Below are 16956 nucleotides of genomic sequence, written 5' to 3'. Positions count from 1 at the left end.
CACTGGACTTTTTTACGAACCACAAACTTTGGCAACCCACTGAAACCCGCATGCACTATACCATGTGTTAGGTGGCGTTTATATTTCATTCATTTTCCTTTCTACATCTTTTTCTATCTGCGATACACTTGTTTTATATGTTCTTCTCAATTTTGGTTTAACGACAAAGATGCTAGTAATTATCCATGCAAGAATATTTATTATAAGACCTATTGCATTAGACACCATCGCATTGCCTTCACTTTTTTTAGTCAAGTAAATTACTAAAAAGGTCAATCCAATTGTAATTATTGGAAATACTATATAAAACAATATTCGATTACGCAAAAGCTTATTTTCATAGCTTTGCATGAATTCATCGTAATATTTTTTCCGCAAAGCAGATTCTGTTTTTTCGTATGTTTTTTTATACTTGTCTTTTTCACCACGCTCCAAAAGAGTTTCCTTCTTTGACGCATCTAGGTCACGTTTTAGCTTAAGCTTATGATTTTGAAAACTACGCGTTAATTCAACAGTTATCTTCTCATCATCGAGTCCGATTAGCTTATTTTTATTTACCCCTTTCGCGATTTCAATTATATCAGCACTTGGAAGTTCTGATATTTGTTCTTCCACATCTAACATTCTTGCGAGGTCTGCTAGCTGGAACGTGTCTCTTTCCGGTATAAGAGCAAGTTTAATAATATTTGCAAATAAGGGTTTGAAATTTGTTGGGTCAATATCAATACCACCATTGTCAAGAGCAAACATGCTTATCAAAGAATCCAAACCAATTGAGATTGCTTGTTCATCTCTCAATGCGTTTTCGATTCCATATTGTTTTACAGTAATATCACGTGAAAGAATAAAACAATTTTGTTGTTTTCTAAGAAATTCTGCACCTGAAATTAACCCAGCATCATGCATTAATGGCCTTTTTCTTTTATCTTTAATAACCTTTGATTGAGAAGAATTATTTGAACCATTTTTTTTGTATTTGTGCCTATTTCTGTAAATTTCATTTAGTTTTTGAATTAATGATTCATTTTCTTGCCCTTTTTCAATTATATCATCAAGTTCTCTATCATCAAACATTTTAACCTTAACTTCATTTACAAAAACATCAGGAACATCCATATAATCATCAAAAAATTCCGCAAAATCTTCAGGATTTACACATTGTCTGCCTTGGGCTGTTTTAATAAAAGCATCATCCAATTGTTCAATTACATCATCGTCAAATTTTTCGATTATACGTAAAATGTCATCTCGTTTATTCCCAATGGTTTTCACATATTCGTCTCTCGTTATTTTAAATACTCCAGGGGTAATGTTTAATGCTTTAAATATCTTCTCAAGCGATTCGTATGAATTGTAAAACAGCCCTTCTTCTAAATGTAAATACATTAGAATATTTGTATCTAAAATGAATAAAGAATTTCTAAATGAGTCTAATGTCAATTTATCAACGGATGTATTAGCAGTTATAAGTGTTGAAGAAAAAGCACAAGTACCGAAATCCCAAAAAATTGAAATAACATCATCATCTGAGCTATTAAAAAATTTGAAATATTGTTTTTTTAACCACTCTTTGTCTTCATCTATAATATTCTTATCCTTTTTAGTAACAGTATCGATTATATTTGATAGTCCTTCAAAACTATTCTCCTTTTTTACTTTATATGCTTTCTCTGCTATCCATTCGGATTTATATTCTGTAAAAAATTGAATTGTTACAGTTTCAAACCAATTTCGGACTGCTGTTTTTTCAGACTTAACAGGAGAGAAAAATTTATCGATAATTCTAAGTATTCTATTATTGTATTCTTGATAAGCAATGTCAATTTTTCTTTTTCTATTTTTACTTAAAGAATAATTCTCATTCTCTAATTGAATCTTATTTTCTTCTATTAGAAGATTAAGAGCGTCTTCAACTCTGTCTCGTTTAATATTTGTGTCTAAAAGTGAATTGATTTCATTCTTAATATCATTTATTGATAATTCTTTGTCGTATAAGAAAAGGATTTTTAAAATCAATTGAGATAAAGCATTTTTCGCAAGTGATTTAGAAGTAGTATCAATTTTTAGATAAATTGCTTGTAATGTGTTTTTCATATCTCAATTTATTTTAATTAAACTATCAGTCAGAGTATTTTTAAATGCCACCTAACTTGTTTATAGGCCTGACAAAATCATCCTTATACACCCATTTTGGGTTGTATAGGTCTGACGGGAGTCATCCTTTACATCAAAAGTAACATTTTTTATAAGCCGTCAACCGGTGGTGTTATTATTTTTGGCTCCACTGCCCTGGCCTTAAAATGCAACAACACACACATGCTGTCTGCTTAGGTGGCAGTGTTATCCAAGCCATTGGTTAATAACTTGTTAATATTTTTTCACCCCCGCTGCTTGACATTTAGCCATCTATTTAAGAACTTGGGTTACAGTATGTTTTTAGTATTTACCCTAATGTGAACGTTTATGAAAACAAACACCGAATCGGGTCATGCAAAAAACGTGGCCAACTTCGAAGCGCTGGTAACCGTAGCCTTGGGCTATGGAGCAGCCTACAACCCAGCCAAGGCATCGCTCAAGATTGAGGCGGCGCAAGCCATTGCAACCAATGCCCGCAGCCTCGTAAACGCGGTGGACGAGTCCCTTCCCCTCTACAGCAACGCCGTAGCCAAGCGCGAGGTAGCCTTTAAGCCCCTCAGCAAGCTCGTTACCCGGGTGCTCAGCGCCCTTAAGGCCAGCGACGTCACCACCCAGGTGATAGAAAACGCCAGAACCATTACGCGCAAAATTCAGGGCATCCGCGCCAAGGCAAAGCTCACCGACGAGGAGAAGGCCACCCTGGAGGCCGAGGGAAAAACCGTAACCGAGGTCTCCGCCTCCCAAATGGGCTTCGACAGCCGTCTGGAGAACTTCAACAAGCTCATTAAATACCTTGAGGCCAATTCGGCCTACGCCCCCAACGAGCCGGAGCTGCAGGTAGCCTCCCTCACCACCCTCTACAACAATCTACTCACCACCAACGCTGCCGTGGTAGCGGTATCGGCGCCCCTAGCCAACGCCCGCATTGCCCGCAACGCGCTGCTCTACCAGCCCAGCACCGGCCTCGTCGACACTGCCCTCGACATTAAAACCTACATAAAGTCACTCTTCGGCGGCGCCAGCCCGCAGTACCGTCAGGTAAACAAGCTGGCGTTTAAAACCATAAATAGCTAGGTCAAAAGAGTCCAAGTATTAATTCCCATAAATTACTGCAGCAGTCGTTCAGGCTGCTGCAGTTTTCCAACCACCACCCGCAAAGTTCAAGTAACCTCCCGCTACTATAAAGTAACCCTCCGCTACGTATTTTCTGTCGTCCGCTAAGTATTTTCTCTCATCCCCTACGTTATTTCTTACTTGTGCAAAGCATTTTCTTCCATCAGCTAGGTATTTTCTCCCTACTGCTTTGTATTTTCTCCCTACTGCTTTGTATTTTCTCATTACTGCTTTGTATTTTCTCATTACTGCAAAGTTCAAACTGTCACCTGCAAAGTATTTTCTTCCATATGCAAAGCTCACACTGTCACCTTATGTCGTAGAACCGTCAAACAAGCCAATCATATCGTCTCCTCCCTCCTCCTCAAGCCACTACCAACCAATAAAACTAACAACTAAGCAGCAATAGCACAAACCACCCTACCCCTCCTCCATTGGCTAATTGGCACATTGCCTCATTGTCTAATTGGCATACTGGCTAATTCTCAAATTTTTCAAATTTTCAAAACTTGTCCGGCTACTGCCGGATTCTCAAATTGGCACATTGGCACATTGTCTCATTGGCACATTGTCTCATTGTCTCATTGGCACATTGTCCCAGTTCCTAATTTTGTATGCCGCTTTTTACTACATTTGGGGTAAGGTGTGGCGGAGCTACTCCGCTGGGGCTGATGCGTGGTTCCTTTGCTGTAAACCGATACCAGCAAATAAGAGCGAAGTAGACCGATAGCGAAGTGCGCAACCGCATAAAACCGCTTGCCATGCCAAGGCCTGAGATTCTTAAACCTATTTTAGAGAGTTAAGCATGAAAAACGAGAATAAAAATATAATCATATACAATACTGCGGATGGCAAAGCTTCTGTTTCGCTTTATGCCAAAGACGGTATGGTGTGGATGAATCAGAACCAGCTGGCCGAACTTTTTGCCACCTCTAAGCCCAATATCAGTATGCATATATCTAATATACTGAAAGAATGTGAATTAGATACAAATTCAGTTGTTAAGGATTACTTAACAACTGCAACCGATGGCAAAGATTACAAAGTTACTTTTTACTCGCTTGAAATGATTTTGGCAATTGGTTTCAGGGTACGTAGCAAACGTGGGACACAATTTCGTATTTGGGCCAACCAAAACCTGAAAGAGTACATGGTTAAAGGTTTTATTATGGACGATGAGCGCCTGAAAAATCCCGATGGCCGTCCCGACTACTTTGACGAATTGCTTGAACGTATCCGTGATATTCGGGCATCAGAAAAGCGATTTTACCAGAAAGTGCGCGAATTGTTTGCATTAAGTAGCGATTACGACCCATCCGATAAAGCCACCCAAATGTTTTTTGCAGAAACGCAAAATAAGCTACTCTATGCCGTAACCGGAAAAACTGCTGCCGAAATAATTCTATCAAGGGCCGATGCATCCAAAGAGAATATGGCCCTTACCTCGTGGAAAGGTACAATTGTGAGGAAACAAGATATTTACATTGCAAAGAATTATCTCATTGCAGACGAGATCGATACACTGAACAGGTTGGTGATTATATTCTTAGAAACAGCCGAATTGCGGGCAAAAGAGAGGATGGATATAAACATATCGTTTTGGAAAGAAAATGTTGACCGGATTATACAGTTTAGTGATAAAAAAGCACTTACAGGTCCCGGATCGGTTTCTAATGCCTTGATGGAGCAAAAGGTCAACGAAATTTACAAAGAATTTAATGCCCTAAGGAAAGTTTACGAAGCCAGAATTGCAGATATTAAAGATATTGAAGAAATAAAAGCAATAGAAAATAAAGTTAAAAGCAGCCTTAGAAAATCTGACAATACGAAAAAACTTAAATAATAATTGCTTGTAACCTTTATGAGAAGTAATGAATGTGGCTTCTCATCCTAGTGAAAATCCGCTAGCCCGGACAACCCACGCAACGCTCGGGCGGATTTGTCAAAAGGTCGGTTATGTCGTGTCGTCCCTCTACCCCACGCCGCTACCAACCAATAAGAGCTAAGCACTTAGAAACAAAGCACTAGCCAAGCATAGCTAAGCCGTGGCATAAAGTTGGCAAAGTCCTAGCACGTTCCTTCCCCTCGCAGGGGAAGGTCAGGAAGGGGTCGTTTGTGGAATTGAAAACCAATTAACCCCACTCCTAACTTACCTCTTTATTACATTAGCGAGCCACACAATGCATGCCTCTGTGGACTGTTCTGTGCGGTATTATTGCATCAATAAACACGGTAGGGGCATTGTAATTCCCATATAAAATTAACAATAAACAAAATATGAGCTAGCCTGTTTTTACTGTTGACAACTTCAATAATTCACCAACCAAATGGGATACTACCGACAAATAATAAACAAACATGAAGGTAGCAATAGCTAAATCTACCGCTTGCCAAAATTGTGCCCCCCCTCATGGAGAACGAAGATGAAATTTGAAAAGCATATTCCTACAGAGAGACTAAGGCGCTACATCAAGTATTTTGTAGTGTCGGAGAACAATGTTCAAAGTGAGTATAAAGTTTTCCCATCCTCGGGGCTTGTTATTGGATTTCAATACAAAGGAGAACTTGCAACCATAGTAGACAAAACCGAAAACAAGCTGACCTCAGCAGGCATTACAGGAATCTCCAATAGCTATAAAATCTTTAAAAGCTCAGCAAACATCGGAACAATATTAGTCTACTTTACAGAAATTGGATTTACTCACTTTGCCTCACATCCGGCCAACGAGCTATTCAACCTGAGCATTTCGCTCGACAACATCTTCGACAAAAACAGGGTAAGTGAGGTTGAAGAAAGGTTGGCGATTGTGAAGACCGATATGCAAAGAATTAAAGCTGTTGAGCAGTTTTTACTCACACAGCTCAAAGTCATTCAAACGGACAAGCTAATAGTTGAAGCCGTAAAACTCATCTACCAAAGTAAAGGAACCATACGAATAAAAGAGCTTAACAATAAGCTGTTTATCAGTCAAAGCCCTTTTGAAAAACGGTTTAGAAAGGTTGTTGGAACAACACCAAAAAAGTTTGCTTCTATTGTCCGCTTCAACACCGTGCTCGAAAACTTGGACAAGACCAAATCCTTGACAGAAATCTGCTACGAAAACAACTTTTTTGACCAGGCACATTTCATAAAGAACTTTAAACAGTTTACAGGGGATAATCCCGAGAGTTTTAAACATCTTCTGTAGAAAAACGATTTTTTACAATTACAGGGATTTTTGCAATTGCACCTTTGCATTGTAATCGTAATGTATGAGCAATGAAAAATGCAATCCTAAAATTGGGAACCATTTTGCGCAGCTCGAGCATTATGGTTGCCTCTGATTTAAGAAAACGTGAAACAATTAAAACCGAGAAAAAATGTTTACAATAGAACAAATTAAGGAGGCTCACAGCAAAGTTAAATCTGGAGCCAACTTTCCTGCCTACATTCGGGAACTTAAGAAACTTGGTGTTACCAGCTATGAGACATTCGTATTTGATGGTCATGCCGACTATTATGGTGCCAATGGCTATAAAGCCACCTCACCAGCAAAGTATGGTGCACTGAAAGTTGTAGAATCGTCCAATACGGAACAGTTCAAAACCGACCTAATAGCTCACCAGCAGGGCAAAACCGATTATCCGACTTTTTGCAATGACGCTGCAAAATCGGGTATCGAAAAATGGATTGTTCGTTTGGACAAAATGACCTGCACTTACTATAACAAAGCAGAAAATGAAATTGTGGTTGAGAATATACCACAATAAAAACCTGCTTACAGCATATGGTTTAGTGCATACTGGATTCGGTAGGCTTGAAAGGTGAAGATGAGGGCAGCCGGTTTGTTGCAAGCTATACAATTCACTTTTCCAGCTTTATATGCCGCTTTTTACTACATTTGGTGTATTGTCTTCCTCGCCACACAAAGTAACGAGTTGGACAATATTATACAGAGACTGAAACCATCATCAAAAATATGATTATGGAAACAAAACAGGACTTAAAACTTGCAGTTATAATTGATGCCGACAACGTACCTCCTGGCAATGTTAAAGGCATGATGGAAGAAATTGCAAAATATGGAACCCCCACTTTTAAAAGAATCTACGGTGATTGGACCAAACCGAATTTGGCTGGATGGAAAAATATACTTCTAGAAAACGCAATTACGCCGATTCAGCAGTATGGATATACAACTGGTAAAAATTCAACTGATTCTGCAATGATAATAGATGCAATGGACATCTTATTTACGGGTAAAGTAGATGGATTTTGCATAGTGTCAAGTGATAGTGATTTTACAAAACTTGCAACTAGACTAAGAGAATCTGGCATGAAAGTATTAGGGTTTGGTGAAAAGAAGACACCCTATCCATTCATTGTCGCATGTGATAAGTTCATCTATCTTGAGATTTTAAAGAGTCCAGCCGTAACTGATACGACTGGAAAACAGAAACATGAGAGTCCACAAGATTCTAAACAAGAGACAGTACAGCAAATTGATACGAAAATTGTATCACTAATTTCTTCAACAGTAAATGATATTGCGGACGAAGATGGGTGGGCATTTTTAGGAGACGTTGGAAATCTACTGATTAAGAAAAAACCTGATTTTGACCCAAGAAACTATGGCTTTGAGAAACTTACCCCGTTGATTAAATCATTAAAAAGCCATTTTGAAATTGATGAGCGGATGACAGAAAGAGCATCCATAAAGCTTGTTTATATAAAGACAAAGAAATAGGAGTGCACAGCTTATGGGTTAGGGCTACATTTGGTGTATTGTGCGATTTTGCTTCACATAAACAAGCTAGGTGTAACCCGTTGACGATATCGGCAACTTGAGTATTCTAAAGATTATTATTTACCTATAGAATAATTGGTATGATTATTTTAGACAAAATATCTGATCTTCTATACCGTAGACAGAAATTGCTTGAAATAGCTGCTGTTTTTCTATTTTTTTCAGCGGTAGCATTTAGATTTGACAGAAATAATATAAAGCTATTATGGAGTGATTATCCTTTTATTGCCTTGATACTAGTTCTTATCACTATTTTAATTGCCATCGTTTGGGTGAAAATTGAAAAACAGAAAACACAGCTAACCATCGAAGAAATAAAAAATAATGCTTCAGGCAAATTTTCTATGGCAGAAGAAAAGTTAAACGCTTTGAGTGCTAGGCAAAGAAAAGTATTCGACCTTATTGTCCAAGGGAAATCGAACAAAGAAATAATTTCAGAACTTATTATTGAGTTAAGCACACTCAAAACGCATATTAACCAGATTTATAAAGCGCTTGACATAAAAAGCCGCAAAGAGGCTCTGTCCTTCGGGAAAACACATATAAAGGAGAATTAAACCTATTTTCAACCCTCCCGTCAACCTTTTCTCAACCCCATTCTTCTTGTGTAGGGCATTAAGTCAGCATACTTTTGTTCCGTTAACTTAATGTTTAATGAAACAATAAAGCAAATGAAAAAAAGAAATCTATTCATGAGCGCGGCTCTAATGTGCGGATTCTTAACCATCGCTTTTAGATTCGATAGCAATGGCATTTATTGGCTTTGGTCGGATATTAAGCCAGTGTCCATTATTTTGGCTTTAACTGCGCTAACGTTTGGAGTATTGTGGTTTAAAGCATCAAAAAGAATGAAGATAGAAAATTAAATCATCGATTCTCCAAGTTCCTTTAAAAGCTAGGACGGCAGCTAATAGCTGCTACATTTAAGCTGAGTTGAAACGAAGATTGGAGTTACTGTCCAATCTTCGTTTTTGAATTAACCAGGGTGAGTATTACTGCACCTAATTCCCAACCTAAATTGAGCCACAAAAGCATAAAACACCCTGCTCCACCTCCATTGCCTCATTGCCTCATTGTCTCATTGGCACACTGGCACATTGTCCCAGTTCCTACCTTTGTATACCGCTTTTTACTACATTTGGTGTAAAGTGTACCTCACGCATACAAATGAGTTAGGTGCAAGTGTGAGTAATGGAAAGACCTTGTTTGCACGTAGGAAACCAACATTAAAAGCATGAAAATCTCCAACAAAGTAGCTGTTATTATTAAGTTCGCTTTATTAATTGGACTAGTGATAATCTCATCACTATTTTCAACTATGTTTTGGAGTGAAAAATCCGAAAAAGGTCATGAACTATCGTCACTAATTATTTCAAAAGATATTACAGTTAAAGAGTTTGGAATAAAGAATAATTTATCGAACCAGATTCTGGAAAAGGTTTTTAAGATTGATTCTGATAAAAATTTACAGCAAAAGGTAAGCAACTTTAACTTCAATCAAAAAGATTTACTATTTGAAGTAAACAGGTATTTAGCCATTGAATCTGAAAGTGCATCAAAGAACTGGATTAAGATTGCTATAAAGTTTATTCTGTGGATAGCCTTCATTTTTGCAGTTTACCTAGTAATCAGAAAGAAAAAACTATCCACAAAGGTTAGGAACTCTATCTATTTGGCTTCAGTAATTATTTTTGGAGTTATTCTCGGATCTGACCCCAGTCCAATGGGAACAATTAAAGATGCCGTAGTACTATTTGCAACAAAAGGAGCCATTTTCCCTCCACGGCTAATCGCTTTAAGTGCATTCCTAATCATGGTTATAGTTTTCAATAAATCAATTTGTGCTTGGGGTTGTCAGCTTGGAACTCTTCAGGATCTAATTTTCAGAATTAATCGCAAAAACAAAAGCAAACCTATCTTTAAACAGTATAAAATCCCCTTCGCTTTTTCAAATAGCATTCGATCAATATTCTTCATTCTACTTAGCATAATCGCTTTTGTGTGGGCACTTGATATTGTTGAATTTATTGATCCATTTAAAGTTTTTAAGCCATCGGTAATATCAATTATTGGTTGGATATTTATCGGATTAATACTTATTTTCAGTCTGTTTGTTTATCGTCCATGGTGCACCCTCTTTTGTCCGTTTGGATTGTTTGGCTGGTTTTTTGAAAAATTATCAATATTTAAAATCAGAGTAGATTATTCAAAATGCATTGCTTGCGATGCTTGTGTAAAATCGTGTCCATCAACGGTAATGGATTCAATATTAAAAAGAAAAACCACTATTTCAGATTGTTTTTCGTGTGGTTCTTGTATTGAGGTTTGCCCTACAGATGCAATTGGCTTCTCCTCAATCAAAAGAGACTTGCCTCCTAATGATAAATTTAAAGGAAAATTGATGGATGTGAACTAGATATGTAAGGATATTAATCACTGCTTTATTAATCTGATAATTTTAAACAATAGTAAGTACAAACCTAAAAGCAAAATTTTATGATAGTTTGGTCAGGTAAAGGAATTCTTTCGGTTCTAGTTTTGTTCGTTGCGCTTCTTCTCTGTATTGAAATTATGCCAAAAGGACAAGAAGATTATGCATTTGTAATTTCCCTATTTACAGCTGCAGCCTTCAGCTGGTATTTTGGTGAAAAATGGAATAACCAAGAGCCAAGGTTAGTTATCGATGCAAAAACCGGTCAAATAATTAATCTTAAAAGTGTGCATGCACTATTTTGGATTAAAATGGAGTATTGGGGCATCATTTTTAGTGTCCTAGGAATAATAATCTTTGCGCAAAACTCAATTATTGGATCAATCATTTCCGCTCTAGTTGTCCTGCTAATAGGTATTCTGATATATTCAAACAGAGGGAGCAAAACTCAAATTGTGGAAGGATCAAATAGGAAGACAAAAAAGGAAAAGGCTCAAGAAATCATCAAGAATATTGAACTAGAAAAACAACAAGTGGAAGCTGAAGAAGAAAGATTAAAGCGGAGACAAGAAAAGGAAGACCCAAGTAGGTTTATGCCACAATAGCATCCGACAAATTGAGCAGGCTGCCGAGAAGAACCTCTGCCCATTTGGTAGCTTGGTTCAATAAACAATAGTCTTTAAAACTTTAGTAACCAGTAACCTTTCTTTCACCTAGCTGTCTTCTCACAACTCACAACTCACAACTCACAACTCACAACTCATAACTCACAATTCACAATTCACTTTTAACTTTTAACTTTTAACTTTTTGCAACTTTTCTCTCGCTCATTCGGTTTATACACGAATTCACAGTGTGAATAACAATAATTCAGAATAGAAAGATCAAAAACAAAGTCCATGCTAAACGAAATAGGCCCAAGCATTTTCGACAACAAGTATGATCATAATCACGAGGTAGGTGATGAAGATTTCCTACTCTGCTACAGCAACAATGAGGTGCTCCTAAAGAAATCGGGCGATGAATATGAGATTCCGAAAAGAAGCGATTTTGCTGGAAGCATCGAACAGCCCATATACCTCTTCTCCATCAACGCCCACCACTGCTTTGGGGTGGCAACGCCTCCAGCTAATCATGCTTCCTTGGAGTATCAGGATGTTTTTACATTACGCAACCACAAAAACAAGGAGCTTGCTTGGATGGGCTCAGTAGGTCATCAGCTAATGACCTGGCATAGCAACCATCAATACTGCGGAAGATGCGGTTCCAAAACAGAGTTGAAAAAGGAAGAGCGAGCAACCGTTTGTCCCCAGTGCAACCTGGTTACCTATCCCACCATTGCACCCGCCGTTATTGTAGCCATTACCTGCAACAATAAAATATTGCTGGCCAAAGGCTTGCACTACAGGGGCGATTTTTATGCCCTCATTGCCGGCTACGTGGATATTGGTGAATCAATTGAAGAAACGGTGGTTCGGGAGGTAAAAGAGGAGGTTGGGTTAGACATTAAGAATCTGAAGTACTACAAAAGCCAGCCCTGGCCCTTCTCCGCTTCACTCATGCTAGGTTTTACCGCCGAGGCCGACGATACCCAACCAATCGTTGTTGATGAAACGGAGATTAAGGAGGCAGGCTGGTTTGAGAGAGGAAATCTGCCACCCCATGCCTCTAGCGCGAGCATCTCTGGCGATTTAATCACCGCCTTTGAAGATGGTCTCTTCTAGCTCGAAGAAAGGCATGTAATCGATCATTAGCTACGGCAAGCAGGTAGTTCTGTCAACCTCTGGTGATTCCGGTGCATGGCAGTTTCATTGCATTTTACATCGGGTAAGCATGCACCGTGTGCATTAGGTTTCGATTCTATTCCCGTGGCTATATATATCGGCTATATTCCTATCAACCAGCAGGGATAAGCAACATCAACTTCCGACTTCCGACTTCCGACTTCCGACTTCCTCACTTATAACCAATCTTCTGTTACTCCACACCAACAAATCTCTATATTTGTAAAAAATGCATTACAATGAACAGGTTATTTCTACTTCTAAGCGCCATGCTGCTATGCGGGCTTGCAGCCTGCAGCGGTGCAGGTAAGTCGAACGAAACGGTTAAGGCTGTTGCGAAAACGGACTCCTGCAAGCTCGATTCTCGAAATACCTACGAAGTATACATGCCCCAAAGAGGAAGCGCTGACGAGAAGCTACCGCTCCTTGTAATCATCGACGCACATGGTAATGGGAAGTTTGCCATCGATAAATTCAAACACGGAGCCAACCTGTATCCAACACTGCTAGTAGCCTCCAACTTTGTCAAAAACGATTTTGAAGGTTACGTAGGAGCCATCCAAACCTTGGTTGATGATGTGCGCCAGAAATATCCGGTAGGGAAAACGATTTTCATGACCGGATTTTCAGGAGGAGCGCGCATGGTGCTGGGATATGCGCTGGCTCATCAGGTGAACGGCTTAATCCTATGCGGTGCACTTGCCAATTCGGATCAGATTAATGCGCTCCACGCTCCCATTATCTCCATTTCTGGGATGGACGATTTTAACTTTATGGAGACTGCACAATACCTGTTTCAGGAGCAGCGAACTCCAGCCAACCTTAAAATTGAGCTGACCAACGCCTCACACGGCTGGCCCGACAGCCTGATGTTGACCAATGCGCTCGGTTTTCTCCGCCTATCATGTCAAAGCGCAGATATCCCCTCCCTTCCAAAGTCTCAGTTTGAGCTCTATTGTATGAATCAGCAAACAAGAATCGATTCGCTGAAGCACGGTGGAGACTTTCTGAAGGCGGCACTGGTTGCCCGCAACATGGCAACAACGGAGCCTTTTAATAGTGATAAGTCTTTTGCTTCTACCTACGACGAATTAAAAAGCAATCCCCGCTATATCAACCAGATGAACCAGCTAGCAAAGTATCTTCAGTTTGAAATTAGCGTGCGCCAACCATACTTAAATGCTTTTCAGACAAAAGATACGCTGTGGTGGAGACACGAGATCAAAACGTTGGCCGAAAAAATCAAAACGGAACAAGATTCCTACGCAAAGGATACCTACCGGAGAATACAAGGTTTCTTGGGAATTGCTTGCTACTCGTTTTGCAAGCAAGCCATTGGTGAGCAAAATGCGGAAGCGTTGAATAAGATTCTCTCCATTTACCGCATGCTGGAGCCGGAGAACCCCGATATGTTCTACTTTTCGGCCTTCCCCTACCTCTGGAAAGGGAAGAATGATGCGACGGTTGCCATGCTTCAAAAAGCACTTAATGCCGGGTTCACAGACCGGAAACAGCTAAATAAAGATTTTCCGGAATCCATCACATCGAGGATTAGATAGTTACTGATTTAGCTCCGCTGACTTGTCCGGCCATTGACGGAGCTCCCTTCGGTCGGTTGCGCTCGACGACTTGTCCGGCCATTGCCTGATTGTCGTATTGGCTCATCTTTCAATTTCCAAATCGGCTCATTCTCAAAACCTGCTCTGCTACTGTTTAATTTCCAATTTGTTGTGTTTTCATAGGCAGGACTGGATTCTCTTTTAATTGGCATATTGCCGGATTGGCTAATTGGCACATTTTCAATTTCTAAATCGGCTCATTTTCAAATTTTCAAATCATACACCACATTGCCTCCTTCCTTCATCCCCTCTTTCCCATCACTAAGCAAAATGGCTAAAAATTAGTTCATTGCCCATTGACAATGGATTCAATTAGCAATACATTTGGTAGAGAAATGCTAGGCCAAGCTGGCTTCCGCATAAAACGCAGAAAATAAGTGGAAGCAGAAACCCACTATAAAAAACGGGGCGTAACCGAAAAGCCTTATGAGTAGGAGTGATTTAATTCCCTAATAGATGAAAAGTTCACTTTACAAGCAAGGAACCACAACACTTTTAGCTGCAGCATTTTTAATCCTTTCCGGATGCGCCACCATAGTTAGCAAAAGCAGCTATCCCATCTCCATATCGAGCAACCCTTCGGGTGCAAAAATAACCATCATGGATTTGAATGGGGTCAATATCTATACTGCAAAAACGCCTGCAACTTTTACACTTTATGCAGGTAATGGATACTTTACCAAGGCGGGTTATACCGTAACCTTCGAGCTCCCCGGGTACGAACCTGTGACGGTGCCTGTCCACTTCTCCCTTGATGGCTGGTATCTATTCGGAAATATTGCAGTAGGTGGTTTAATAGGATGGCTTATAGTGGATCCCTTAACCGGTGCCATGTGGAAGCTCGATACTAAGTATATTAGCCAAACGCTTATAAAATCCTCCACTGGAATGACAACGCCTACGCTGAAGGTAATGAGCTACAGCGACATTCCCGATAGTTGGAAGGCAAACTTGGTTCGCATTAACTAGATGGTAATTGAAATATTGTGACCATCGACCAAATGAATTGACCAACTGCTGACGCAAATTTAAAATCCTTGCGTATAGGAAAATAGAAATTGTACAAAACGTGTCGCCATGGACGAAATTGTAATTTTCAAAGAGAACTATGCCCAGTTAAGCTACTATCCAGAACTTAAGATGGTTAAGGTAGTTTGGAATGGAATAGCCACAGCGGAGCAGTACAAGTTGACAATAGAAACTGCGTTGAACTTTCAAAAGAAAGAATCTAGGCCTATTGAAAACTACCTTTCCAATATTCTAAAGCAGGGAATTGTAAACCCTGAAAGCAGAAAATGGTTTGAGCAAGATGCAATGCCGCGGGCTGCTGCGCAAGGTTTAAAGCGAGCAGGTGTTGTTTTCGATGGTAACGTTTTTAAGAAATACTACTTAAACTTAATTCTCCAAGCCACCAACAAGTATAAGTTACCCATGCGATTGTTTACAACCGAAGAGGAGGCCATCAACTGGTTCAAAAAGGAGATGGAGTAGGTTAATATAAGTTGGTGATAGATTGTAGTTTAGAGTCTTAAATTTCTGATTTGGTTCCGCCGACCCAGCTGGCTTTGACAAAGCTCCCTGAGGTCGGTTTTTGTTTAGCTACCCTGAGTTCGCCTCGCTTGGTTTTAGTAACACTGTGCAACTGAGGTGCCTTTTGAAATGATAGTGGCAAAATGCCTCCTTGGTCCATCTTTTCATTCTCAAATTCCTCAATCACTACTGTCCGGGGAAAAAACTTAATTTTTCCTGTATTGCATAAAATTGTTAAACCTCTACGAGGTATGTAAAAAACAGGGGTTACTTTCTCTACAAAACTAAATCTCCTACGGAGAATTTTCCGCGTAGCGGATAAAGTATTGTAAACCAGCATACCAATATTTGATGTAAGTTCCCTGTAGGGGATCAACAAATGGTTACCGGACAATAGTGATTCCTCAATTTTCAAATTCTCAAATTATTCATTGTCTCATTGGCACATTGTCTCATTGGCACATTGTCTCATTGACATATTGTCTCATTAACTTCCGTCTCCCTACTTCCGACTTTATTCCTATCTTTGCAGGCTAATAAATTGAAAACCGTGACATTCGACGAACTCAACCTTACCAAACCCCTGCTGAACGCCATTGCCGATGTTGGATACGAAAACCCTACCCCCATTCAGGAGAAGGCGTTTCCTGTAATCATGTCGGGACGCGACGTGGTGGGTATAGCGCAAACCGGAACGGGGAAAACGCTGGCCTACCTCCTACCCATGCTTCGGCAGCTGAGTTATTCGGAGCAACGGCATCCGCGCATTCTGGTGGTGGTGCCCACCCGTGAGCTAGTGCTGCAGGTGATTAAGGAGCTCGAATGGATTACAAAATACATGACCGTACGCCATCTTGGCGTATACGGTGGAACTAACATCAACACGCAGAAACAAAAGGTATACAACGGTGTGGATGTGCTTGTAGCCACCCCAGGTCGCTTGGTGGACCTAGCACTATGCGGACTGCTGCGCTTAAAGAGCATTCAAAAGTTGGTTATTGATGAGGTGGACGAGATGCTCAACCTGGGCTTCCGACCACAGCTCATGAACTTGCTCGACTCACTCCCACCCCGTAGGCAGAACCTCATGTTTTCGGCAACGCTTACAAACGAGGTACGTGAGGTTATCGCCGCCTTTTTCGACAATCCTCTCACCATAGAAATTGCCGCCCACGGCACCCCGCTCGAAAAGATTATCCAGCGTGGTTACCACGTTCCCAACTTTTTTACCAAGGTAAACCTGATGGAGTGGCTGCTCAGGAATGAGCCGGAGATGACCAAGGTGCTGGTATTTGTGGCCACCAAGAAGCTTGCCGACAGGCTGCACGAACAGCTGGAGGAGAAGTTTCCCGACCAGCTTGGCGTAATCCACTCCAACAAGGCACAGAACCAGCGTATCAACGCGCTTAAAAGGCTGGAAGATGGCACCATCCGAGTGCTCATTGCCACCGACATTATTGCCCGTGGTCTCGACCTGTCGGACGTTACCCACGTGATAAACTTCGACACACCCGACGTTCCTGGCGACTATATTCACCGCATAGGCCGAACAGGTC

The 16956-nt window shown here is 40.2% G+C and carries 17 protein-coding genes; 14 read left to right on the top strand and 3 right to left on the bottom strand.

What is annotated here, in order from left to right; translation table 11 throughout:
• Positions 1-78 precede the first annotated feature (78 nt).
• Complete coding sequence (locus VMW01_11555) at positions 79-2094, bottom strand: hypothetical protein (protein ID HUW06885.1); 2016 nt, start codon at positions 2092-2094, stop codon at positions 79-81.
• Between the two features lie 369 nt (positions 2095-2463).
• On the opposite strand from VMW01_11555, the gene VMW01_11550 reads away from it, so the two are divergent.
• On the top strand, positions 2464-3210 hold the full coding sequence (locus VMW01_11550) for a hypothetical protein (GenBank protein ID HUW06884.1): 747 nt from the start codon (positions 2464-2466) through the stop codon (positions 3208-3210).
• Between the two features lie 48 nt (positions 3211-3258).
• Here VMW01_11550 and VMW01_11545 read toward each other — a convergent pair whose 3' ends face one another.
• Positions 3259-3552 (bottom strand): hypothetical protein, encoded by a 294-nt coding sequence (locus VMW01_11545; protein ID HUW06883.1) that lies wholly within the window; start codon positions 3550-3552, stop codon positions 3259-3261.
• A gap of 502 nt (positions 3553-4054) precedes the next feature.
• Between VMW01_11545 and VMW01_11540 the strand changes: the two genes are divergently transcribed.
• The 12 genes from VMW01_11540 (at position 4055) to VMW01_11485 (ending at position 15361) form a co-directional block, all read left to right on the top strand.
• Entirely contained in the window at positions 4055-5092 is a 1038-nt protein-coding gene (locus tag VMW01_11540) for a virulence RhuM family protein (GenBank protein ID HUW06882.1), read from the top strand.
• Between the two features lie 580 nt (positions 5093-5672).
• The gene (locus VMW01_11535; GenBank protein ID HUW06881.1) at positions 5673-6437 is read left to right on the top strand and encodes a helix-turn-helix domain-containing protein; all 765 of its coding nucleotides are present in this window, start codon (positions 5673-5675) and stop codon (positions 6435-6437) included.
• Between the two features lie 172 nt (positions 6438-6609).
• Positions 6610-6999 (top strand): DUF1398 family protein, encoded by a 390-nt coding sequence (locus tag VMW01_11530; protein ID HUW06880.1) that lies wholly within the window; start codon positions 6610-6612, stop codon positions 6997-6999.
• 215 nt (positions 7000-7214) lie between these two features.
• Positions 7215-7976 carry an NYN domain-containing protein gene (locus tag VMW01_11525; GenBank protein HUW06879.1) on the top strand — a complete coding sequence of 254 codons (762 nt, stop codon included), beginning with the start codon at positions 7215-7217 and terminating at the stop codon, positions 7974-7976.
• Between the two features lie 140 nt (positions 7977-8116).
• Positions 8117-8593 (top strand): helix-turn-helix transcriptional regulator, encoded by a 477-nt coding sequence (locus tag VMW01_11520; protein HUW06878.1) that lies wholly within the window; start codon positions 8117-8119, stop codon positions 8591-8593.
• 114 nt (positions 8594-8707) lie between these two features.
• On the top strand, positions 8708-8902 hold the full coding sequence (locus VMW01_11515) for a hypothetical protein (protein HUW06877.1): 195 nt from the start codon (positions 8708-8710) through the stop codon (positions 8900-8902).
• 368 nt (positions 8903-9270) lie between these two features.
• A complete protein-coding gene (locus tag VMW01_11510) occupies positions 9271-10452 on the top strand; it encodes a 4Fe-4S binding protein (GenBank protein HUW06876.1) in 1182 nt (393 codons plus the stop codon).
• 80 nt (positions 10453-10532) lie between these two features.
• Positions 10533-11072 carry a hypothetical protein gene (locus tag VMW01_11505; protein HUW06875.1) on the top strand — a complete coding sequence of 180 codons (540 nt, stop codon included), beginning with the start codon at positions 10533-10535 and terminating at the stop codon, positions 11070-11072.
• 294 nt (positions 11073-11366) lie between these two features.
• The gene (gene nudC, locus VMW01_11500; protein HUW06874.1) at positions 11367-12191 is read left to right on the top strand and encodes an NAD(+) diphosphatase; all 825 of its coding nucleotides are present in this window, start codon (positions 11367-11369) and stop codon (positions 12189-12191) included.
• A gap of 299 nt (positions 12192-12490) precedes the next feature.
• The gene (locus VMW01_11495; protein HUW06873.1) at positions 12491-13810 is read left to right on the top strand and encodes a hypothetical protein; all 1320 of its coding nucleotides are present in this window, start codon (positions 12491-12493) and stop codon (positions 13808-13810) included.
• 516 nt (positions 13811-14326) lie between these two features.
• Positions 14327-14839 carry a PEGA domain-containing protein gene (locus VMW01_11490; protein HUW06872.1) on the top strand — a complete coding sequence of 171 codons (513 nt, stop codon included), beginning with the start codon at positions 14327-14329 and terminating at the stop codon, positions 14837-14839.
• Positions 14840-14947: 108 nt separating this feature from the next.
• The gene (locus VMW01_11485) at positions 14948-15361 is read left to right on the top strand and encodes a hypothetical protein (protein HUW06871.1); all 414 of its coding nucleotides are present in this window, start codon (positions 14948-14950) and stop codon (positions 15359-15361) included.
• Between the two features lie 37 nt (positions 15362-15398).
• Here VMW01_11485 and VMW01_11480 read toward each other — a convergent pair whose 3' ends face one another.
• A complete protein-coding gene (locus VMW01_11480) occupies positions 15399-15815 on the bottom strand; it encodes a hypothetical protein (GenBank protein HUW06870.1) in 417 nt (138 codons plus the stop codon).
• A 135-nt stretch (positions 15816-15950) separates the two neighbouring features.
• Here VMW01_11480 and VMW01_11475 point away from each other — a divergent pair.
• On the top strand, positions 15951-16956 hold a 1006-nt coding region (locus VMW01_11475), incomplete at its 3' end, for a DEAD/DEAH box helicase (GenBank protein HUW06869.1).

This window comes from Williamwhitmania sp. (assembly GCA_035529935.1).
GTDB lineage: Bacteria > Bacteroidota > Bacteroidia > Bacteroidales > Williamwhitmaniaceae > Williamwhitmania.
Note: the sequence above shows the minus strand (reverse complement) of the source record. Positions and strands in the feature narration are given on the sequence as shown.